The sequence below is a fragment of the Streptomyces sp. NPDC104581 genome, from assembly GCF_055583685.1.
The window spans coordinates 151721-171575 of sequence record NZ_JBVJNN010000004.1 but is presented as its reverse complement, the minus strand read 5'-3'; the positions used below and the strand labels follow the sequence as shown (position 1 = coordinate 171575).

Below are 19855 nucleotides of genomic sequence, written 5' to 3'. Positions count from 1 at the left end.
TACGCGCTGTCCGGGCAGCCTGGCTCTGTGGGGGGGCGGGGGGGCGGTGTGCGCGTCTGTGTGGGAGGGGGGGACGCGCCCCCCCCCCCCCCCCCCCCCCCCCCTCCTCCGGCTTGCGATCGCACGCACCGGACCCCCCTCACTGATCGGGCCTGATCCCAACGACAGGCCCTAGCGGACACCCGGGGACCGCCGCCGGGCGCTCCGCGCCGGAGCATCCGGCGGTGACCACGGGGGCTCCCGCCCGTACGCGCCACGCCGTACTCCGCCGGGAGTACGCGCGGTCACCACGCCCGGCGGACGCCCGGCCCCCGTCGGCCGGTCTAGCGTGACCGGTATGGAACAGCAGATCAGCCGTGCCGGGTTCCGTCCCCCCTGGTTCAGGGGCGGGTGCGTGCCGGGCGGCGGCGGCACGGACGGGGAGCCCGGCGGCGCGGGGCCGTCGCGGCTGCCCTGGCTCTCCAGCCTGGTCCTCGCCGTCTTCGTCACGGTCGGCACCGGCTTCGCCGCCGAGGCGCAACCGGACCGAGAACACCTCGACGCGCTCGCCCGTGTGCTGCTCCTCGCCGGGCCCGCGCTGCTCGTGCTGCGCCACCGCCACCCCGTCCCCTGCGTCTTCGGTGTCGCTCTCTCGGCGGCGCTGTACCTCGGCGCGGGCTACCCCTACGGCCCGGTCTTCCTCACCGTCGCGGTCGCCTGCTTCGCCGCGATCGTCTCCGGGCACCGCGTGGCGGCCTGGTGGGCGATCGGCCTGCTCTGGGCGAGCCATCTGCTGGTCGTCCATCTGCTCTACCCCCATCTGCCGCCGGAGGGCGACACCGGCGCGCCCTGGGGCCCCGAAGTGGGCGTCGCCGCCTGGGTGGTGGCCGTACTCGCCGGCTCCGAACTCGTCCGGGTGCGCCGGGAGCAGTGGATCCACGCGCGGGCCGAGCGCGCCGCCGCCGAGGCGCGCCGGGCCGACGAGGAGCGGCTGCGTATCGCGCGGGAACTCCACGACGTGCTCGCGCACTCCATCTCGGTCATCAACGTGCAGGCGGGCGTGGGGCTCGCGCTCCTCGACTCCGACCCGGAACAGGCCCGCACCGCGCTCACCACCATCAAGGCCGCGAGCAAGGAGGCGCTGGGCGAGGTACGGCAGGTCCTCGACACGCTCAGGACCTCCGGCGACGCCCCGCGCGCGCCCGCGCCGGGACTCGACCGGCTCCCCGAACTGGCGGAGCAGGCATCAGCCACCGGTCTGCGCGTCGGGATCGAGATCCGCGGTGACCCGGTCGCCCTGTCCCCCGGTGCCGACCTCGCCGCCTTCCGAATCGTCCAGGAAGCCCTCACCAACGTGGTGCGGCACTCCGGCTCCCGTACCGCGCGCGTCCGGGTCGGCTACGGCGCGGGCGTGCTCACCCTGCGCGTCGACGACGAGGGGCCGGCCACCGGCGACGAGGCCGGCGGCAGCGGCAACGGACTGGTCGGGATGCGGGAACGGGCCGCCGCACTCGGTGGCACCATCGAGGCGGGCCCGCGCCCGGACGGGGGTTTCCGCGTCGAGGCCGTCCTCCCCCTGAAGCCCAAGGAGACACCGTGATCCGTGTCCTGCTCGCCGACGACCAGTCCCTGGTACGGGCAGGTTTCCGCGCGCTGCTCGACGCCCAGCCGGACATCGAGGTCGTGGGGGAGGCCGCCGACGGTGACCAGGCCCTGCGCGCGGTGCGTGAACTCGCCCCGGACGTCGTCCTGATGGACATCCGGATGCCGGTCATGGACGGGCTCGCCGCCACCCGCCGGATCACCGGGGACGGTGACCTCGACGAGGTGAAGGTGGTCATGCTCACCACCTTCGAACTCGACGAGTACGTCTTCGAGGCACTGCGCTCCGGCGCGTCCGGCTTCCTGGTGAAGGACACCGAGCCGGAGGAACTGCTCCGTGCCGTACGGGCGGTGGTGGACGGCGACGCGCTGCTGTCGCCCGGGGTGACGCGGCGGCTGATCGCGGAGTTCGCCTCGCGCTCCAAGCCGCCGGCCGCGGCCGACGGCCTCGGTGAACTCACCGAGCGGGAGCGGGAGGTGATGGCGCTCGTCGGGATCGGGCTCTCGAACGAGGAGATCGCCCGCAGGCTGGTCGTCAGCCCGCTCACCGCAAAGACGCACGTGAGCCGCACGATGGTGAAGCTCGGTGCCCGCCACCGGGCCCAACTGGTCGTCAGGGCCTACGAGTCGGGGCTGGTGCGGCCCGGCTGGCTGGGCTGACGGCCGGTCAGACCTCGCGGGGCGTACGGACGGGGCCGGTCCGGTCGCGCAGCAGCCGGACGAACGCCCCGATGGCCGCGGCCTGGATCAGCACGGAGGCGATGAGCGCCACGTAGCCGAAGGCGGAGGACGAGGCGAACGACTCGCCTATCGCCGATCCGCCGGCGAAGAAGAGGAAGACGGTGGGCGCCGCGAGGGCGAAGAGCCACACCCCGGCGAACGAGGCGTCGTCGGTGTGCACGAACAGTGTGTCCACGGTGACGAGGACCGCCGCCGCGGCGACCAGGGCGAGATAGGTCCGCGAGGCCGGGTTGTCGTGGACGAGCCGGGCGGGGCCCTTGGCGAGCAGGGCCAGTGCGTTCGGACGTCCTGCCTTCATGATGCGCTCCCGTGTCGGTTGGATGCCTCCATGGTGGGACGGGCCGAACGGGTGTGCCTGAGTACGGCTACTCATCCCTCCTGGTGCGCGGTGCGGGCCGCCGCGTCGGCCGGGACACCGGCCCGTACCTCCGTCGCGACCTCCCGCGCACCCTCCGACGGTGCCCCCGCCCGGCCGTCCGAATCCGGTTCGGGCGCCGACACGTCGCGTGCCGAGTACGCGATCAGGGCCGCCGCCGCGGCCAGCAGGGCGACGGTGGTCAGCGCCACGGGCAGCGAGAGCCAGTCGGCGAGGAAGCCGATCGCGGGCGGCCCCAGCAGCATGCCGCCGTAGCCCAGCGTGGACGCGGCGGCGACACCGCTCGGACCGGCCAGCGCGCCCGCCCGGGCCACGGCCACCGGGAAGATGTTGGCGAGTCCGATGCCGGTGACGGCGAAGCCGAGCAGCGCGAGCCAGGTCGTGGGCGCCAGGGCGCCCAGGAGCATGCCGAGCGCGGCGACCGCGCCGCCGGCGACCAGGGTGCGGGTCTGGCCGAGCCGTTCGAGCAGGGCCGTACCGGAGAGGCGGCCGACCGTCATGGCGAGGGCGAACAGCGAGTACCCGGCGGCGGCGAGGCCGGCACCGGCGTCCAGGTCCTGGGCGAGGTGCAGGGCGCCCCAGTCAGCGAGGGCCCCCTCCCCGTAGGCCGTGCAGAGCGCGATCACGCCGAACAGGACGACGAGCCGGCGGGTGCGCCGGTCGGGCCGCGAGGCCCCCTTGCCTCCCGCGCCGGCCTTCGCGGTGGCCTTCGCACCGGCTGTCGCGGCGACGGGAGCGGTGTCCGGAACGGGGGCCGGACCGGGGGCCGCGGGCACCGCGCGGCGCAGCAGCGGCGGACCGGCGAGCGCCGTGACGAGCAGTCCGACGCCCGTGAGGGCCAGCAGATGCGCCGAGGGGGAGAGACCACCGGCCACCAGGGCGCCGACTCCCGCGCCCGCCATGCCTCCCAGGCTGAACGCGGCGTGGAAGCTCGGCATCACGGGACGGCGCATCGCGGCGACGAGATCCACGGCGGCGCTGTTCATCGAGACGTTCAGCGCGCCGTACGCGGCGCCGAAGACGAGCAGGACCAGACCGAGCGCCGGCGCCGAGTGCGTCTGCGCGGGCAGCGCGATGCTCAGCGCCAGCAGCACCGAACTGACCACGGTCACCGGATGGCTGCCGAACCGCGCGCACATCCGTCCGGTGAACATCATCGTCACCACGGCCCCGGCGGACACCCCGAGCAGGGCCAGTCCGAGGTCGCTCGCCGACGCGCCGGTCTGCTGCTTGATGGCGGGGATACGGACGACCCAGCCTGCGAAGAGGAAGCCGTCCAGGGCGAAGAACACCGTCAGGGTGGTGCGGAGGCGGGTGAGTGAGGACAGCGGGGAGTCATGGGCGGGATCTCCGCCGCGGCCCCCCGGTATGGCCGTCCGGAGTTTGTTTAGGTTCGGCACAAAAGAAGGATAGGGGCTCCCGGCCGATCCGTACAAGGCGGCGGCCCGGCGCCGGGATCATGGGAGACTCACCACCATGAACGGCAGGGCCGACAAGGCGACGACGACCAGGACACGACTGGAGAGAGGCCGCAGCGCGCTGGGCCCCGCACTGGAACTGGTCCACACCGGCCGCGCGCCCACCCGCGCCGTGCTCACCTCCGAACTGGGCGTCACCCGCGCGACGGCCGGCGCCGTCGCCGCCGAACTGGAGGCGCTCGGCCTGATCCTCGTCGACTCCCGGCCCGGCGCCGCCGCCGGCTCCCAGGGCCGCCCCTCGCACCGGCTCGCCGTCGACGACACCGGCCCCGTGGTCCTCGCCGCCCAGGTCCACGCGGACGGCTTCCGCGCCGCGCTGGTCGCCCTCGGCGGCCGTACGGTCGCCACCGCGCCCGGCTGCGTCACCGTCTCCTCCGACCCCGCCCAGGTCCTGCGGGCCGTCGTCGCCGAGGGCGCCGGGCTCCTGCGCGACAGCGGACGGCGCTGCGTCGGCGCCGGCCTCGCCGTGCCCTCGGCGGTCGCCGAACCGGAGGGCACCGCACTCAACCCGCTGCACCTCGCCTGGCCGGCCGGCGCGCCCGTACGCGACCTCTTCGTCGAACAGGTACGCGCCGCCGGTATCGACGGCCCCGCCTTCACCGGCAACGACGTCAACCTGGCGGCCCTCGCCGAACACCGGCACGGCGCGGGCCGGGGCGCCGCCCAACTCCTCTGTGTCGCCACGGGACATCGCGGCGTCGGTGGCGCGCTCGTCGTGGACGGCCGTCTGCACACGGGCAGTTCGGGACTCGCGCTCGAAGTCGGCCATCTCACCGTCAACCCCGAGGGCAGGCCCTGCCATTGCGGCAGCCGGGGCTGTCTCGACGTCGAGACCGACCCGCTGGCCTTCCTCGACGCGGCCGGTCGCGACCCCGGCCCCGAGGTGTCACTGCTCCAGCAGTCCCGCGACCTGCTCCGTACGGAGTACGGCGACCGGTCGGTACGGGCGGCGGCCGAGCAGCTCATCGACCGGCTGGGCCAGGGGCTCGCCGGACTGGTGAACATCCTCAACCCCGACCGGGTCATCCTCGGCGGACTCCACCGTGAACTGCTCGACGCCGATCCCGCCCGGCTGCGCGCCGTCGTCGCCGACCGCAGCCTGTGGGGCCGCAGCGGGAGCGTGCCGATCCTCGCCTGCACGCTGGACCACAACAGCCTGGTCGGCGCCGCCGAGCTGGCCTGGCAGCCGGTCCTGGACGACCCGCTGGCCGCACTGACCTGACGTACCCGGCCACGGCCGCCCGGCCCGAAGTCACGGCTCCGGCCCCGCGACCCGGCGCCCCTGTCCTACGACCCGGCGCCGGCGTCCCGGCCCCGCGTCCCGGCCCGCACCACCGCCCCGCCACCCGTCCGGCGGCACCACGGACGGCCCGCCGCGCCATCGCGGGTAGGTCACCCCTATGACCGAGACGCCACCCGGCATCGAGCCGCCGCCGCCCCCGCCGCGCTGGTTCCAGCGCCTCGACCGGCGGCTGCGCCTCTCACCGCTCGGGGTCGCCTGGACGAGCGGCCGCGAGATGGAGCTGATGCACCGGGCCATGGGCTTCGCCGCGCTCGGGTTCCTCACCCTCGTCCCCGTACTCGTGCTGGTCGCGGCGGCCCAGCCCGCCAGCGGCCACGGCTTCGCGCGCTGGCTCGGGCAGGCCATCGGCGTCACCCATGAATCACAGGTACAGGTCGAGCAGTTGTTCGGTGTGCCCAACACGGCGCTCCAGCGCACCACCGCCTTCGGCCTCGCCGCGCTCGCCGTCTTCGGACTGACCTTCGGCTCCGCCGTACAGACCGGCTACGAGAAGGTCTGGGACCTGCCCACCGCCCGCTGGCACACCATGTGGCGCCATGTCGTCTTCCTCGCCCTGCTGGTCGGCGCGCTGCTCGGCTTCGTCAACACACCCGCCCCCTCCGGCGATGTCACCGGCCCCCTGACGGTCGTCGTCCTGGACGTCATCGGCACCTTCCTGTTCTTCTGGATCGCCCAGCACATCCTGCTCGGCGGGCGCGTCCGCTGGAGCGCCCTGCTGCCGGGCGCCGTGGCCACCACGCTGGGCCTGCTGGGGCTGCGGGGCTTCTCGCAGCTCGTCTTCTCCCCGCTGATCGCCTCCAGCGCCGTCACCTACGGGCCCTTCGGCACCGTCCTCGTCGTCCAGTCGTGGCTTGTCGGGGTGGGATTCGTCGTCTACGGCGGGGCACTGGTGGGCCGTCTCGCCCACGAGGGCCGGGTGTTCCGGCGTCTGAAGGACCTGGACGAGACCTGAGGGGTACGCCGCGGGCCCCGGCCCGGTCGCCGGGAGCAGCCGGATCGGGCCCGCGTACTCCCCGGGAGGTACCCGTACTGCCGCTGGCCGTACGACGACTCCGCACCCCTGACGGCGCGACTCTCGGAAGCGAAGGCAGAAGACCGAGAGAGTCGCGAACCGAGGAGCTGACCGAGATGAACACCCTTGCGAACAGTGGTGGACCCGGCCCCTGGATCCTGTTCTTCCCGCTCGTCTGGGCCGTCGTGATCGTCGGCGGCATCACCCTGCTGCGCCGGACCGTCCCGCGCGGACGCCGGGTCGGCCCCCCGTGGCGGTCCGGGCCCTTCGAGCGGGACGTACGGGAGACGGCCGACCGGCACGACGCCCAGTCGCCCATCGCGATGCTGGGCCGGCGGTTCGCCTCCGGTGAGATCGACGAGGACGAGTACTGGCGCCGGCTCTCCGTCCTGGACGAGCAGTTCGGCCGTACCGGCAAGGACGGTGCCGCGTGACCGACTCCACGGCGGTCACCCCCACGACGGCCACCGCCCCCCCCCGCCCGCGTCGTCGACGCCGTCAAGGCCTACGGCGCGGGCGACACGGAGGTCAGGGCCCTGGACGGGGTGAGCGTCGGCTTCCCGGCCGGCCGCCTCACCGCGATCACCGCGATCACCGCGGGCCATCGGCGCCTCCGGGCGCCGGATCGCCGGTGTCGCGCTCGCCGAGGCGACGGCCGTCGCGCCGGTCGCGTCGCCGGCGGGGCTCCCGGGCGGGCCGCTGGACCGGCTGCGCGTCTCGGGGGCCCTGGCGAAGCGCAACGCCCCTGCGCCGCTCCGCGCACACGCGGCGACCGCCACCGCGCTGATGACCGGTGTCGCGGTGGTCCCTCTCCACGGTCCTCGGCGCCGCTCTGAATGCCACCGCGTCCGGACCGTGTCGCGTTCCTTCGCCGGTGATCTCGCGGTCGGCGTCCCGGCGTTCGGCGGCGGAGGCAGCGGACTGGGCCCCGCGCTGGCACCCGCGCCGGCCGAACTCCCCGAAGCGGGCTCGGCGGTGGGGCTCGGCAGGGGAGTGGCGAAGGTCGACGGCGACGCCGCCGACTGACCGTCACCGACCCGGCCGCGCTCACCAGGGGCCTCGATTTCGGCGCCGAGGTCGTCGCGCTCCTGGGGATCGCCAGCACGCTGACCCTCGCCGTGCACGAACGCACCGGGGAACTCGGCCTGTTGCGCGCCGTCGGGCACACCAGGGCGCGGCTGCGCGCGATGGTCCGGTGGGAGTCCGTACTGGTGGCCGCGTTCGGTACGGCGGGCGGACTGGCGCTCGGCGGGGCGCTCGGCCGGGTCCTCGTCAGGGCGTCCGGGGGCGTGGGGGACACGGCCCTCGCCTTCGCCGTGCCCCCGGCCCGGCTGGCGGTCGTCGGCGCCGTCGGTGTGGCGGCGGGCGTGATCGCCGGCCGGCGGCCCCGCTCGCAGGGCGGTCCGACTGGACGTCCTGCGGGCCGTCGCCAGCGAGTGACCCCGGTGACGAGGTGACGCGCCGGGCACCTCGGCGGACAGGCCGCCGTCCGGAAGCGCAGCGCCCCGCGCCCGGTCAGCCGACGACGGCGGACCGGGCGGAGGCGTGTTCGCGGTCCCCGGCCACGGCCCGGATCCCCGCGAAGGCGCTGTCGGCGAAGGTGCCGGGTGAGAACGGGCCGTCGGTCGTCGCGCCGTACACCGGGTTCCGGGGCGCGGTGGCGGCGAGCGGTGCGGGGAGCGTGAACCAGATGACCTTCCCCGTGCCGCCCTCCGCGCGCACGCCCCAGCTCTCGCTGACCGCCTCGATCAGGGCGAGTCCGCGCCCGCACACGTCGAGCGGGTCTGCCTCCTTGATCGTCGGCAGGCGCGGGTCGTGGTCGTGGACCGAGACCGTGAGCCGGTCGAGCAGCAGCTCGATGTCGACGGTGCACATCTTGTCCGGCTGTGCGTGCCGGTGGACGTTGGTCAGCAGCTCGGTCACGCCGAGCGCCGCTGGATCGATGAGTGGGTCGAGCTGCCAGTAGCGCAATTGCGCGGAAACGATTCTGCGGACTTGGCGGATCCGCGACGGCAGGGCCTGGAGCTCCACCGTGCACTGCCTGTTCGGCTGGCTGATCACGGCTGCGACTCCCCGATTGAGTCCGGAAGAAGGCATGGATCGAAATCCAGCAGCTCACTCGCGAGGCTCGCTGCTGTCCCGCCCGGCGGGGCTGGATCGCAGCGTCACCACCGGTTCACCCTGAGTGATACACCCCAGAGTGAACCACCTCCCACGGGACCGCAACTCGCGTCATCGGGACAGCTGCCCGGCGGGATCCACAGGGGGTCCGGAGGTCAGGTCTTCGCCGCTCCCGCCCTTCGTACGGTCTCCAGGAAGCGCCCGGCCAGCACCCTGCCCTCCGGCCGCCGGCCGTCCCGGCCCATGGTCAGCCGGTAGCGCGTGCCGTTCACCGTCGCCACCGTGCTGTCGTCCCCCCGGAACCACGGCTTCGCCGCCTGCACCGCCCGCAGCGGCGCACTGTCGATGACCCGTCCGTAGCTGGTCAGCAGAGCCAGTCTGCCGTCCTGGATGAGGACCCGTCCCGCCTTGGTGAGCGAGCGGGGCCAGCGCTCTATCTCGACGCCACTCGCGCTGAACTCCGGTTCCGCCATGGCTGATCCGCCCCCTCCGTGCCTGTTCTCTAAGGGAAGTCTGCACAACTCGGCGCGCGGACGCCAGAGCGACCGCACCGGCCGCCCCGGACGACCCGCCGGTACCGGGCCGGGCGGCGCGCGAGCCCCTTGTCCAAGGCAGGGCTATGGATACCCAAAGGCAGGGTTCGCGCAGGTCGAGGGCTTACTGTTGCGCCCGTGACCCGCCGGCGACGGACCGGCGGACACCGGCGGAACACGGTACGGGCGGACCACGGCACCGGCGGAGCAGGGGACGGCGCGCATGACGGAGCGGCAGCAGACCATCGACGTGAACCGAGGCGACCCCGCGTACCGGACCTGGCTCAAGGAGGCCGTGCGCAAGGTCCAGGCCGACGCCAACCGCTCGGCCGACACCCACCTCCTGCTCTTCCCGCTGCCGGAGCGGTGGGGCATCGACCTGTACCTGAAGGACGAGTCCACCCATCCGACCGGCAGCCTCAAACACCGGCTCGCCCGCTCCCTGTTCCTCTACGGGCTCTGCAACGGCTGGATCCGCCCCGGAAAGCCCGTCATCGAGGCGTCCAGCGGCTCGACGGCGGTCTCGGAGGCGTACTTCGCGAAGCTGATCGGCGTCCCGTTCATCGCGGTCATGCCGCGCACCACCAGCCCGGCGAAGTGCCGGCTCATCGAACTCCACGGCGGGCGCTGCCACTTCGTCGACGACTCACGCAGGATGTACGAGGAGTCGGTGCGGCTCGCGGCCGAGACCGGCGGCCACTACATGGACCAGTTCACCTACGCCGAACGGGCCACCGACTGGCGGGGCAACAACAACATCGCCGAATCGATCTACCAGCAGCTGCGGCTGGAGCGCTATCCGGTGCCCGCGTGGATCGTGGCGACGGCCGGCACCGGCGGCACCTCCGCGACCATCGCCCGCTATGTGCGCTACACCCAGTACGACACCATGGTCTGTGTCCCCGACCCGGAGAACTCCTGTTTCTTCGACGGCTGGACCCGCCACGACCCGGAAGCGGCCTCCGAGCGCGGTTCGCGCATCGAGGGCATCGGCAGACCCCGGATGGAGCCGAGCTTCGTGACCGGCGCCATCGACCGGATGATGAAGGTGCCGGACGCCGCGAGCATCGCCGCTGTCCGCGTGCTGGACCGCAACGTCGGCCGCAAGGCGGGCGGTTCGACCGGCACCGGACTGTGGAGCGCGCTGCGGATCGTCTCCGAGATGGTGGCCGACGGACGCAAGGGCAGTGTGGTGACACTGATCTGCGACCCGGGAGACCGCTACCTCGACAAGTACTACTCCGACGACTGGCTCGCCGCACAGGACATCGACATCGCGCCGTACGCCGCCACGATAGAGGGCTTCCTGCGGACCGGGGTCTGGTCCGACTGACCGTCACCCGTCAGCGAACCGCCGGGACCCCGGTGCCGTCCGCCTGCCGTCCCGTCAGCTCCACGGCGCCGTCACGGGGCGCCCTGACCGCCAGCGTCCCGGCCGGCTCGTCCGCCCGTACACCGCCCGACGCGGTGATACGCGTGATGTGCCGGCTCCCCGCCGCCAGCAGGTACCACGTCCCGGACGGCGCCTTCCAGCGCGTCCCGGCCAGCACATGCTGCCCGAACCTGCCGCACGACGCGGTGTCACGGTCCTCCGCCACGACCCTGCCCGGTTCGACGGGCGACGAGGCGGGCTGCTGGAACCGCACCGTGATCCGGCCGGGGCCGCGCCAGGACTCGGCGCGTGTACAGACCCATGTCGACCGCGCACCGGTCTCCGGCAACTCCTGCTCCGCGAAGGCCCAGTTGTTGACCGACCGGACACCGGAGCCCCGCAGGCTCCCCAGGGTGCACGCCGTACGCGCCCAACTGGCCGACGCCGCACCGCCGGTGGCCTCGCGCGGCTGACGCTCCGGAGCCCCGGTGCCGGGCAGCGGCGTGTACGTCAGATGCACCGGCGAGAGATCGCCGAGATCCGTGACGAGGAACGCGTGGCGCTCCACGATCCGCTCCGAGGAACGCAGCCGCAGCACCGGCCAGGACGTGCAGTCCTCGCCGGACGGCGGTGCCGGCACGGGGCCCGTCACACCGTCCCGCGACACATCGAGGTTCCCGGCGGGCGCGCCGGGCGCGAGCAGGTCACCGGTCGACGACTCGGCGACCCACGGGGCGAGAAGATAGCGGACCCCGTCGGGGCCCCGGCTCACGACCACCGCCGCCGCCGTCGTCACATCCGCGTCGTCCGCGCGGGCCAGATCCAGCGCGGGGGCCCCGCCGCCGGACAGCGGCTCGGCGTACCGCGCCACCCGCTGCCCGTCGTGCAGCAGCACTACCGCGGCGCCGCCGGCCTCTCCCGCGTACAGCAGACGGGGCGGCTGGGCGGGCGGCACGGTGCCGGTCCCCGTGGTGGCCGAGACCCGCACCTCCGGGCCCGGCGCGCCCCACACCCGCAGCGCCCGCCCCAGCAGCGCCGTGTCACCGGTACGGCCACCACGCGCCGGCCAGACGGAGAAGTCCACCCGCGAGGTGTCGGACCACGCCTCACCGTCCGCGCGCTCCAGCAGCGCCGGATCCAACGCCCTGACGAGGTAGGGGTTATCGGCTCCCCGCGCGACGGTGGCCGGCTCCGTCCCGTCGTGATCGGGCAGGCCCAGCAGCACCGAGCCCGCCAGCGACACCACCAGGGCCGTCGCGCCGGCGACCCGCGTGCGGTGCCTGCGCCGGATCAGATCGGTCGGCCTCGTCTGCACCGTGCAGGGGTCGAACTCCGGTGCCCCCAGCAGCGTTTCGATCCTGCCGCCCCGCTCGGACGCCAGCCGCTCGGCCGTACGCAGCGCGCCCGCCGCATCCCGTACCCCCGCCGCCGTCAGCAGCCCGCGGACCTCGGTGGCCGCCATGCCCTCCAGCACCCGCAGGGCCAGGGCGGCGCGGGCGGGTGAGCCGACGGCGGACAGGGCCCGGTCCAGGGCGAGTTCGTCGCCGCCACCGGCGCGCGGAAAGAGCCGCAGCCCGGCGACGGCGGGCAGCCGCGGCAGCCCCCGGGAGACGAACGCCCGCAACGAGCGCGGGCGGCCCTCCCGGGCCAGCGCGTCCCGGACCACCCGCTCCCGGGTCCAGGAGAAGGCGGTCGCCGTACCGCGCTGCGCGGGCACCGGGGAGCGGGCCGCACCCTTGCGGGACCGGGACCGGGACCGGGACCGGGGCAGGACCCGCTGGACCACGGTGTGGGCCGCCAGTACCCGCCGGTGGCGGCCCAGCGCGGGCGGGAGGGTGAGATAGGCCAGCCGTACGAGCCTGGGGTAGTGCTCGACGAGGGCGGCCTCGGCCTCGTCGACGCCGGGGCGCGTTCCCGGCGGGGTGTCGTCGGTCGGTCGCCGGTGTGTCGGCATCGGGCTCAGCCCTTCCGATGTGCGGATGCGCGGTCACTCCAAGGGAAAACGAGTGAATCGTGCGAACGTCACACCGGTGGTGCCGGCCGACCGGGGACCGCAGCCGTGCGAGGGCCCGTTCAGCGCCCCCGGCCACGCAGCAGACCGTCGACCACCCGGCCGAAGACGACGCCGCCCGTCTGTGCCGTCACCCCGTCGAGGAAGCCCGGCAGGAAAGCGAACCGCAGCTCCTCCACCCAGGTCACCCGCGTGCGGCCCGCCGAACCGGCCCCGGTCCCCGTCTCCGCCACCTCGATCTCCGCCCAGCCCACGACCGCCCGCCCACGCTTCTCCAGCCGGCAGCGCCCCGGACTCCCCGGCGCCGGCGGCTCCCAGCGCACGACCTCCATCGGGTCGTCGAACCGCACGCGTCCCACCCCCGTACGCGCCACGAACACCGTCCCGGTGCCGGTCGGCCCCGGTGTCCGCACCAGGATCCGCGTCAGCGGCACCCGGCTCCCGTGCGCCGGCCAGTCGGTGACGCGCCGCCAGGTCTCCTCGGCCGACAGGTCGGTGCGCCGCTCGACGCGGAAGGCGGTCACCGGTCCTCCCCCTCCCCGGCGACCACCAGGCCCGGCAGATGCTCCACGATCTCTTCACGCACCTCGGCCGACAGGCCGGCATCGGTGACGAGGGTGTCGACCTGGTCCAGCGTCGCGAACGAACTCAGGCCCACCGTCCCCCACTTGGTGTGATCGGCCACCACCACCACGCGGCGCGCCGAACGAACGAACCGGCGGTTCGTCTCCGCCTCCGCCAGATTCGGCGTGGACAACCCGGCCTGCGGGGAGATGCCGTGCACACCCAGGAAGAGGACATCGAAGTGGAGCGAGCGGATCGCCTGGTCGGCGACCGGCCCGACCAGCGAGTCCGAAGGCGTACGCACACCTCCGGTGAGGACCACGGTGGCCGCGCCCGCGCGCCGGCCTCCCGACGCCCCGGCCGGCTGCGCGGCGTGGAACACGTCGGCCACCCGCACCGAGTTCGTCACCACCGTCAGATCGGGCACGTCCAGCAGATGGTGCGCCAGCGCGTACGTGGTGGTCCCGCCCGACAGCGCGATCGCCCGGCCCGGCACCGCCATCGCCGCCGCCGCCCGCGCGATGTCCTCCTTGGCGCTCAGCTCCAGCTCCGACTTGGCCTCGAAACCCGGCTCGTGCGCACTCGCCTCGACCACCGGCACGGCCCCGCCGTGCACCTTCTCGATGACACCGAGCCGGGCCAGCGCGTCGAGGTCCCTGCGGACCGTCATGTCCGAGACGTTGAGCTTGCGCGTCAGCTCGTTGACCCGGATTCCGCCGCGCCTGCGCACCTCGTCGAGGATCAGGGCGCGCCGCTGTTCCGCGAGGAGGTTCTGGTTGTCGCTCACCACCGGGCCTGTCCTTCCACGCCGGCATCGTGCGGGGCCGCCGTACACAGCTGATCAAAGGGTCCCTCATCCTCCCACGGCGTTGGGCCCCGTACGCAGGTGTCGGCCCGCCCCCGCCCGGGGAGAGTCGCTGAGGGGTGGTCACCGCCCGCCAGACACCACCCCGGAGAGCGAGTCACCGACGTGTCCCCTGAGCCCCCCGTCCGCAGCGGCGGCGCCGCGCTCGAACTGCTGGTGCACGGCGTCGGCGGCGCCACCCCGCAGGAGATGCTCGCCGATCCGTACACGGTCCGGATCACGGGCGACGAGACCGCGGCCATCCACCGGCGTCCCGACGACGAGGAGGCCGAGTCCCACCCCGAGCGGTACGAGGACCGGCCGGTGCCCGAGGCGTACTGCTGGTCCAACCTCACCTCCGGGAACGGCGCCCGCGCCCTGTGGCTGCTGCTGCTCCCGTTCATGGTCGTCAACCTCGCCCACTGGATGCGCCCGGCGACCAACGGGCTCGCCCGCACCCAGCGGCTCTACGGGGTGCTCGTACGGCTCCTCGCCCTCACCCTCACCGTGCTCCTGACGGCCGGCGCCTGCGAGGTCGCGCTCGACCTGGTGGCCTGGCAGTGCGCGGGTTCCGCCGGCTGCGCGGACGACCGGGCCTGGCTCGGCTTCCTGTCCGCCACGCGGGACGGCTGGTGGGCGCAGCCGGGCCGCCGTCTCGCGCTGGCCGCCCTCGTGCCGGCCGCGCTGGTGGGCCTCCTGTGGTACCTGTCCAACCGGACCTGGAGCGCGTACGAGGCCCAGCGGCCGCCGACCGACGCCGTCCCCGGCGGAAGCCTCCCGGAGCCCTCCGCCGGGGCCGGGAGCGCCGACGACACGACGGACCCCACCGGCGTCCCCGAAGGGCGCCCGGGCGGGGACGCTGCCCCGCACACCCCGAAGATCCGGCCCGCGCTCGCCAGGCCCGGTTTCTGGTACGGCCGCCGGCTCGTCGCGCGCCTGCGCGCCGCGCACACCGCCGCCGGATTCCTCACCGTCGCCGGCGCCATCACCGGCGCCACCGCCCGCCACGACCGCGGCGCGTCCAGTGCCGTACGCGAGGCCGCCGGCTGGCTGCTCCAGTCAACTCTCGTCCTGGGCGCGCTCGTCGTGCTCTGGGTCGTGTGCAGCAGGGGCCGCAGCGAGCGCCGGCGCGACGGCACCCTCGACAACGCGGTCATCAGCCGGCTGCCCGTCGCCTCCCTGGCCGTCCTCGGCCTCTCCGTGCTGTACGCCGGCTGGTCCCGCCCCGGCTGGGTCTCCACCGGCACCCTCCCCGGCGCGATCACGTTCCCGGTGCTCGTCCTCGCCCAGGGCGTCCTCGTCGTCGCCCTCGCCGCCGCGGCCCTCGTCCTGCACCGCCGCGCCCCGCACGCCAGGATCGCCCTGCTCGGCCTCGGCGGCCCCGCCGTCGCCATGCTGGCCTGCGCGCTGGGCGGGGTGATGACCGGCGGTGTGGCGCAGCGCGTCGGCGACTGGCTCGACGGGTCGGGCACACCGGGGATGGGGGAGGGCTCGATCACCGGCCCGCCGGTGCTGCTGAGCTGGCAGGCCGCCGTCATTCCCGTCCTGCTCGTGCTCCTGCTGATCCCGGTCGTCTGGCTCGCCGTACGCACCGTCCGTACCGCCCGCAGACTCGGGCCCGTCGTGGAGGCCGAGTACGGGTCGCGCGAGGAGAAGGTCACGCCCGACTCCGTCCGCACCCGCCGGATCGCCGGGGCCCGCGCCCGCGCCGAACTCACCGACGCGGCGCCCTGGCTGGTGGGTCTCGTCTCCGGCGCCACGCTCCTGCTCGGTCTCGGCGCCGTCCTCGGTGCCTGGCTGAGCGGGGACGTGCCCGGCCGCGCGGCCGAGGGCGGATCCGCCCTGGTCCAGTCGGTCGCCGACACCGCGCAGGCGCTCGGTTCCTGGCTGATCGGCCTGGGCTTCATACTCTTCGTCACCTGGGGCCGCCGCGCCTACCGCGACGCGTCCGCCCGGCGCACCATCGGCATCCTCTGGGACGTCGGCACGTTCTGGCCGCGCGCCTCGCACCCCTTCGCGCCGCCGTGCTACGCGGAGCGCGCCGTACCCGACCTCACCTGGCGGATGGCCTCCTGGACCGCCCGTACCGGCGGACGGCTCGTCATCTCCGGTCATTCGCAGGGCAGTGTGCTGGCCGCGGCGGCCGTCTGGCAGCTTCCGGACGTCACCCGCCACCGGGTGGCGCTGCTGACGTACGGCTCACCGCTGGAGCGGCTGTACGGCCGCTGGTTCCCCGCCTACTTCGGCGCCGGACCCCTGAACGACCTGGGCAGGGAGGTCGCTTGTTGGCGCAATCTGTGGCGGGCCACCGACCCCATCGGCGGCCCCGTCAGGACCGGCGCCGACGGCGGGGCGCCGGCCGTGGACCACGGGCCGCTCAGGGACCCGCTGGCCTACGGCCGCACCGAGCGCCACCCGCTGCCCGAACCGATCCTCGGCCACTCCGACTACCAGGCCGATCCCGCCTTCGCCGTGGAGCGCGCGGCCCTTCTCGACCGGCTGCCACCCGCGCTGCCCGCGCAGCGGGACGGCGCGGCGGCGGACCGGGAAACCGGCGTCAGCCCCGGGGGTCAGGGCAGTTCGGGCAGATCGTCCGCGTAGAGCAGCGTCAGGTCGTCCGTGCTGGTCTCCGGCAACTGGGCGACCCTGCTCGCGTGTTGCTCCACCATCGACTCGAACGTCTGGCGCGCCGTACGGCCGTTGCCGAACGCGGGACCCTTGGGCAGCACGGCGAAGTACTTGAGCAGCGCCTCGGCCGTGCCCGCGCCGAGCCGGTACTCGTGCTCCTCGGCCTGCTGCTCCACGATCCGCAGCAGCTCGTCCGCCTCGTAGTCGTTGAACGTGATGGTCCGTGAGAAACGGGACGCCACACCGGGGTTGACGGCGAGGAAGCGTTCCATCTCCACCGTGTACCCGGCGACGATCACCACCACCGCCTCCCGGTGGTCCTCCATCAGCTTCACCAGCGTGTCGATCGCCTCACGCCCGAAGTCACGCCCGGAGTCCTCCGGCGACAGCGCGTACGCCTCGTCGATGAACAGCACACCGCCACGCGCCCGGTCGAACGCCTCCTGCGTACGGATCGCGGTGGAGCCGATGTGCTCACCCACCAGATCCACCCGGGAGACCTCGACGAGATGACCGCGCTCCAGCACCCCGAGCGCGGCCAGGATCTCGCCGTACAGCCGTGCCACCGTCGTCTTGCCGGTACCGGGGGAGCCGGTGAAGACCAGATGGCGGCGGGCCGACGCCGCCTTGAGACCGGCCTGCTGTCTGCGCCTGCCGACCTCGATCATGTTGGTGAGGGCGCGGACCTCGCGCTTGACGCTCTCCAGGCCCACCAGCGCGTCGAGTTCACCGAGCACCTTGTCCGGCTCGCGCGCCGGCTCGGCGGGCACCGCGTCCGGTACGGGCGGCGCGCTCTGCGCGCTCTGCGCGGGGACCGCGCCCAGCAGCCCCGTCGTCTGCGTCGCCGTCAGCACCGCCGGGGCCGGCGGCGCCGCGACCAGTACGCCGCTCTCGTCGCTCGTGCAGTCCTCCACGGTCGGTCCCGCCCCGTTGCCCTCCGCGCCCGGCGCGGTGCCGTCCGGGAACTCGTAACCCCCGCGCGCGCAGCGCTCGGTGCGGCAGCGCGTCAGCGTCGTCCGGCACCCGTCCATCACATGGAAGCCGTAGCCGCCGCTGCCCGTCACCCGGCAGTCGTGGAAGGTGCCGCGGCCCTCGGCCGAGACATAGAAACCGGCCTCCGCGGGCGAGGTGATGGTGCACCGCTCGATGGTCGGGTCCGCTCCCTTGGTGACGATGACACCGGTCTGCACCCCGTCGATCGTGCAGGAGTTGAGCGTGCCGCCGCTGCCGTGGTCCCGGAACCAGGCGCCGGTGGACGCCTCCCTGATCCGGCAGTCGTCGAGCTGCGCGGTCGCGCCGTCGCTCACCGACACGGCCGTGTTCCGCACCTGGGAGAGGTCGCTGTCCACGACGTCGGCGCGGGAGCCGCGGTCGAGGACGAACAGCGCGTCCGGTACGTCGTGCACCCGGCAGGAGTCGAGCACGACGGTCGCCCCGTCGCTCACCCAGACCGCCGGGTAGTCGCCCGTACTCTCATGTATCTCGCACTGGTTGGCGTCCACCCGGGTGCCCGGGTCCCAGACGGAGAGGCCGTTGCGCCCGAAGCGCCGCACCGTGGAGCGGGTCAGCGTCAGCACCGAGCGGGAACGCAGATCGACCGCGTTCTCCGGGATGTCGTGGATGTCGCAGTCGGAGAGCGTCAGCACCGCGTCCGTGTCGAGCGTGACGCCGTCCGCCGAGGTGCGATGGACGCTGGAGTCGGTGAGATGGGCCGCGGCCCGGGAGGCGATCTGCACACCGGTGCCCTTGATCTCGTAAACCTCGCAGCCGACGGCCTCCAGCCCGCTGCCCTCGCCGGTGACGGTCAGGCCGCCGCCCGACGCGTGATGGACCCGGCAGCGTTCGAGCCGGGGGTGCGCACCGCCGCGTACGGAGACCCCCGACTGGCCGGCCGCGACCACCTCGCAGTCCTCGAACACCCCTCCGGCGCCGTCGAGTACGGCGATGCCGACCCCGGCCGGATTGTCGACGGTGCAGCGGCGGACGGTGGGACGCGCGGCGCCGCGCACCTCCATGCCGGCGGCCGAACGCGTGACGATCCGCAGATCCGTCAGCTCCGGGGTGCCGTCCTCCACCAGCAGCGCGGGCGCGGTCGTGTCCTGGCCCTCCACATGGAGGTCGTGGACGGTGGCCGACGCGCGCACCGTCAGCGGTACGCCGTCCGGCGGCGCGATCCGCACCGAACCCGACGGGCTCTCGGGTCCGCGCAGCGTGACGGCGCGCGTGACCACGAGATTCTCCCGGTAGGTGCCCGGCGCGACGGTGAGTATGTCACCGTCGCTCGCGGCCTCCAGGGCCGCGGAGAGAGACGCGTACTCGCCGGTACGCCGACGCCAACGCGAGGTGCCGGTGTGCGTCACCTGGACGGTGCCCTGTGCCATGGTGTTGTTCTGTCCCCACCTCGTGCGCCTGCGCGTGCTGTGCCGATCGGACCCGCTCCGGGGTCAATTCAAGGAAGCCCCGGCCACGACGGCGGACCGGGTCGCACCACCGTAGCGCGCGCGGCACCGGTGAGTTGACCCAAGAGCGGTTCCGGGCGCCGTGCGAAGCGCTGTTCGGAACCCTCGTATCAGCTTCCCGCGCCCGTACGGCCCCAGTCCGGACCGGCCTGGGCCCAGGCCAGGTCGAGCCGTGCGTACCGGCGTCGGTCGAGGTTACGGACCACCAGCCGTCTGGCGGCCTCGACCAGACCGGCGGCGCACGCGGCGGCCCCGATTCCCGCCAGCGCGGCGTGCGTACGGGCGACAGCGGGGTCCGTCGGACGCTTGGTGAGCTGTCCGCCGCGGTCGGTCCAGACCGGGAACGTCTCGCCGGGCCGGACCGTGGCGGGCGCCGAGCGGACGGTCCGCGTGTGCCGACTCCCGTCCGGCGCCGTCCACTTGGCGAGCACCGGCCGGCCGCTCTCGCGTTCGGACGACATCTCGGGGTCGTACATGCCGCGGGCGTTCGCCGTGCTGAGGCGGACCACCTGCGCCAGTGTGCGGTGCCGGTCCTCGTGCTGGGCACGGATCGTCCGCCGCAGCGCTTCGTCGGCCGCCGTGCCCGAGATCCAGCCGATCGCCGGAACGGCGAGGAGCATCAGGACGAGCGCGCCGAACGCGACCCATGCCTCGACGAGATCGGTCGTCCTGCGCAGCGGGTTGTGCCGCCAGCGCCGGAGCCCCACGACGGCTCGCATCGCGCCGCACCCCTTCCCTCTTCGGTTCGTTCCCCTGTCCGTCATAGTCCCATCGAGCCGGTTTCACCCACAGAAGGGCGGAAGGGAGAGCCAAATCACCCCTGCGTCCGACG

The 19855-nt window shown here is 74.1% G+C and carries 16 protein-coding genes and 2 pseudogenes; 9 read left to right on the top strand and 9 right to left on the bottom strand.

Annotated features, from left to right (window positions below; all coding sequences use genetic code 11):
• Positions 1–337 precede the first annotated feature (337 nt).
• Together ACZ61E_RS05605 and ACZ61E_RS05600 are read left to right on the top strand one after the other, a co-directional pair.
• Positions 338–1579 carry a sensor histidine kinase gene (locus ACZ61E_RS05605; RefSeq protein ID WP_469697786.1) on the top strand — a complete coding sequence of 414 codons (1242 nt, stop codon included), beginning with the start codon at positions 338–340 and terminating at the stop codon, positions 1577–1579.
• Complete coding sequence (locus ACZ61E_RS05600; protein WP_469697784.1) at positions 1576–2241, top strand: response regulator transcription factor; 666 nt, start codon at positions 1576–1578, stop codon at positions 2239–2241. Before ACZ61E_RS05605 ends, ACZ61E_RS05600 begins: the two co-directional genes overlap by 4 nt.
• A gap of 7 nt (positions 2242–2248) precedes the next feature.
• On the opposite strand, the gene ACZ61E_RS05595 is transcribed toward ACZ61E_RS05600, so the two are convergent.
• Together ACZ61E_RS05595 and ACZ61E_RS05590 are read right to left on the bottom strand one after the other, a co-directional pair.
• The gene (locus ACZ61E_RS05595) at positions 2249–2620 is read right to left on the bottom strand and encodes an SCO4225 family membrane protein (protein ID WP_469697782.1); all 372 of its coding nucleotides are present in this window, start codon (positions 2618–2620) and stop codon (positions 2249–2251) included.
• Between the two features lie 71 nt (positions 2621–2691).
• The gene (locus ACZ61E_RS05590; protein WP_469697781.1) at positions 2692–4098 is read right to left on the bottom strand and encodes an MFS transporter; all 1407 of its coding nucleotides are present in this window, start codon (positions 4096–4098) and stop codon (positions 2692–2694) included.
• 76 nt (positions 4099–4174) lie between these two features.
• On the opposite strand from ACZ61E_RS05590, the gene ACZ61E_RS05585 reads away from it, so the two are divergent.
• The 5 genes and pseudogenes from ACZ61E_RS05585 to ACZ61E_RS05565 form a co-directional block, all read left to right on the top strand.
• Positions 4175–5398, top strand: coding sequence for an ROK family protein (locus tag ACZ61E_RS05585; RefSeq protein ID WP_469697780.1), 1224 nt, complete (start codon positions 4175–4177; stop codon positions 5396–5398).
• 178 nt (positions 5399–5576) lie between these two features.
• Complete coding sequence (locus ACZ61E_RS05580; protein WP_469697778.1) at positions 5577–6431, top strand: YhjD/YihY/BrkB family envelope integrity protein; 855 nt, start codon at positions 5577–5579, stop codon at positions 6429–6431.
• Positions 6432–6607: 176 nt separating this feature from the next.
• Positions 6608–6925 (top strand): SHOCT domain-containing protein, encoded by a 318-nt coding sequence (locus ACZ61E_RS05575; protein WP_469697776.1) that lies wholly within the window; start codon positions 6608–6610, stop codon positions 6923–6925.
• A 45-nt stretch (positions 6926–6970) separates the two neighbouring features.
• Positions 6971–7075, top strand: a pseudogene (locus ACZ61E_RS05570) (ABC transporter ATP-binding protein); the annotation flags it as partial.
• Between the two features lie 43 nt (positions 7076–7118).
• Positions 7119–7931 (top strand): annotated as a pseudogene (locus tag ACZ61E_RS05565) (FtsX-like permease family protein); the annotation flags it as partial.
• A 75-nt stretch (positions 7932–8006) separates the two neighbouring features.
• Here ACZ61E_RS05565 and ACZ61E_RS05560 read toward each other — a convergent pair.
• On the bottom strand, positions 8007–8552 hold the full coding sequence (locus ACZ61E_RS05560) for an ATP-binding protein (protein ID WP_469697774.1): 546 nt from the start codon (positions 8550–8552) through the stop codon (positions 8007–8009).
• A gap of 215 nt (positions 8553–8767) precedes the next feature.
• Entirely contained in the window at positions 8768–9085 is a 318-nt protein-coding gene (locus tag ACZ61E_RS05555) for a hypothetical protein (protein WP_078078698.1), read from the bottom strand.
• A gap of 283 nt (positions 9086–9368) precedes the next feature.
• Between ACZ61E_RS05555 and cds1 the strand changes: the two genes are divergently transcribed.
• Positions 9369–10478: an L-cysteine desulfhydrase Cds1 gene (cds1, locus tag ACZ61E_RS05550; RefSeq protein ID WP_469697772.1), complete on the top strand. Its 1110-nt coding sequence runs from the start codon at positions 9369–9371 to the stop codon at positions 10476–10478.
• 10 nt (positions 10479–10488) lie between these two features.
• On the opposite strand, the gene ACZ61E_RS05545 is transcribed toward cds1, so the two are convergent.
• From ACZ61E_RS05545 to ACZ61E_RS05535, 3 genes are all read right to left on the bottom strand, one after another.
• Complete coding sequence (locus ACZ61E_RS05545) at positions 10489–12471, bottom strand: hypothetical protein (protein ID WP_469697770.1); 1983 nt, start codon at positions 12469–12471, stop codon at positions 10489–10491.
• Between the two features lie 119 nt (positions 12472–12590).
• Entirely contained in the window at positions 12591–13052 is a 462-nt protein-coding gene (locus ACZ61E_RS05540) for an SRPBCC family protein (protein ID WP_469697768.1), read from the bottom strand.
• On the bottom strand, positions 13049–13879 hold the full coding sequence (locus ACZ61E_RS05535) for a DeoR/GlpR family DNA-binding transcription regulator (RefSeq protein WP_469697766.1): 831 nt from the start codon (positions 13877–13879) through the stop codon (positions 13049–13051). The genes ACZ61E_RS05540 and ACZ61E_RS05535 overlap by 4 nt, the downstream gene beginning before the upstream one ends.
• A gap of 183 nt (positions 13880–14062) precedes the next feature.
• Between ACZ61E_RS05535 and ACZ61E_RS05530 the strand changes: the two genes are divergently transcribed.
• Entirely contained in the window at positions 14063–16537 is a 2475-nt protein-coding gene (locus tag ACZ61E_RS05530; protein WP_469697764.1) for a hypothetical protein, read from the top strand.
• On the opposite strand, the gene ACZ61E_RS05525 is transcribed toward ACZ61E_RS05530, so the two are convergent.
• A complete protein-coding gene (locus ACZ61E_RS05525) occupies positions 16507–18945 on the bottom strand; it encodes a right-handed parallel beta-helix repeat-containing protein (RefSeq protein ID WP_469697762.1) in 2439 nt (812 codons plus the stop codon). The genes ACZ61E_RS05530 and ACZ61E_RS05525 overlap by 31 nt on opposite strands.
• A gap of 188 nt (positions 18946–19133) precedes the next feature.
• Positions 19134–19742: an Rv1733c family protein gene (locus tag ACZ61E_RS05520; protein WP_469697761.1), complete on the bottom strand. Its 609-nt coding sequence runs from the start codon at positions 19740–19742 to the stop codon at positions 19134–19136.
• Positions 19743–19855 lie beyond the last annotated feature (113 nt).

Excerpts from the sequence above, each read along its gene's own strand:
- ACZ61E_RS05585 (WP_469697780.1), top strand. The coding sequence starts at position 4,175 with ATGAACGGCAGGGCCGACAAGGCGACGACGACCAGGACACGACTGGAG.
- cds1 (WP_469697772.1), top strand. The coding sequence starts at position 9,369 with ATGACGGAGCGGCAGCAGACCATCGACGTGAACCGAGGCGACCCCGCG.
- ACZ61E_RS05580 (WP_469697778.1), top strand. The coding sequence starts at position 5,577 with ATGACCGAGACGCCACCCGGCATCGAGCCGCCGCCGCCCCCGCCGCGC.
- ACZ61E_RS05545 (WP_469697770.1), bottom strand. The coding sequence starts at position 12,471 with ATGCCGACACACCGGCGACCGACCGACGACACCCCGCCGGGAACGCGC.
- ACZ61E_RS05555 (WP_078078698.1), bottom strand. The coding sequence starts at position 9,085 with ATGGCGGAACCGGAGTTCAGCGCGAGTGGCGTCGAGATAGAGCGCTGG.
- ACZ61E_RS05520 (WP_469697761.1), bottom strand. The coding sequence starts at position 19,742 with ATGCGAGCCGTCGTGGGGCTCCGGCGCTGGCGGCACAACCCGCTGCGC.
- ACZ61E_RS05575 (WP_469697776.1), top strand. The coding sequence starts at position 6,608 with ATGAACACCCTTGCGAACAGTGGTGGACCCGGCCCCTGGATCCTGTTC.
- ACZ61E_RS05525 (WP_469697762.1), bottom strand. The coding sequence starts at position 18,945 with ATGGCACAGGGCACCGTCCAGGTGACGCACACCGGCACCTCGCGTTGG.
- ACZ61E_RS05605 (WP_469697786.1), top strand. The coding sequence starts at position 338 with ATGGAACAGCAGATCAGCCGTGCCGGGTTCCGTCCCCCCTGGTTCAGG.
- ACZ61E_RS05595 (WP_469697782.1), bottom strand. The coding sequence starts at position 2,620 with ATGAAGGCAGGACGTCCGAACGCACTGGCCCTGCTCGCCAAGGGCCCC.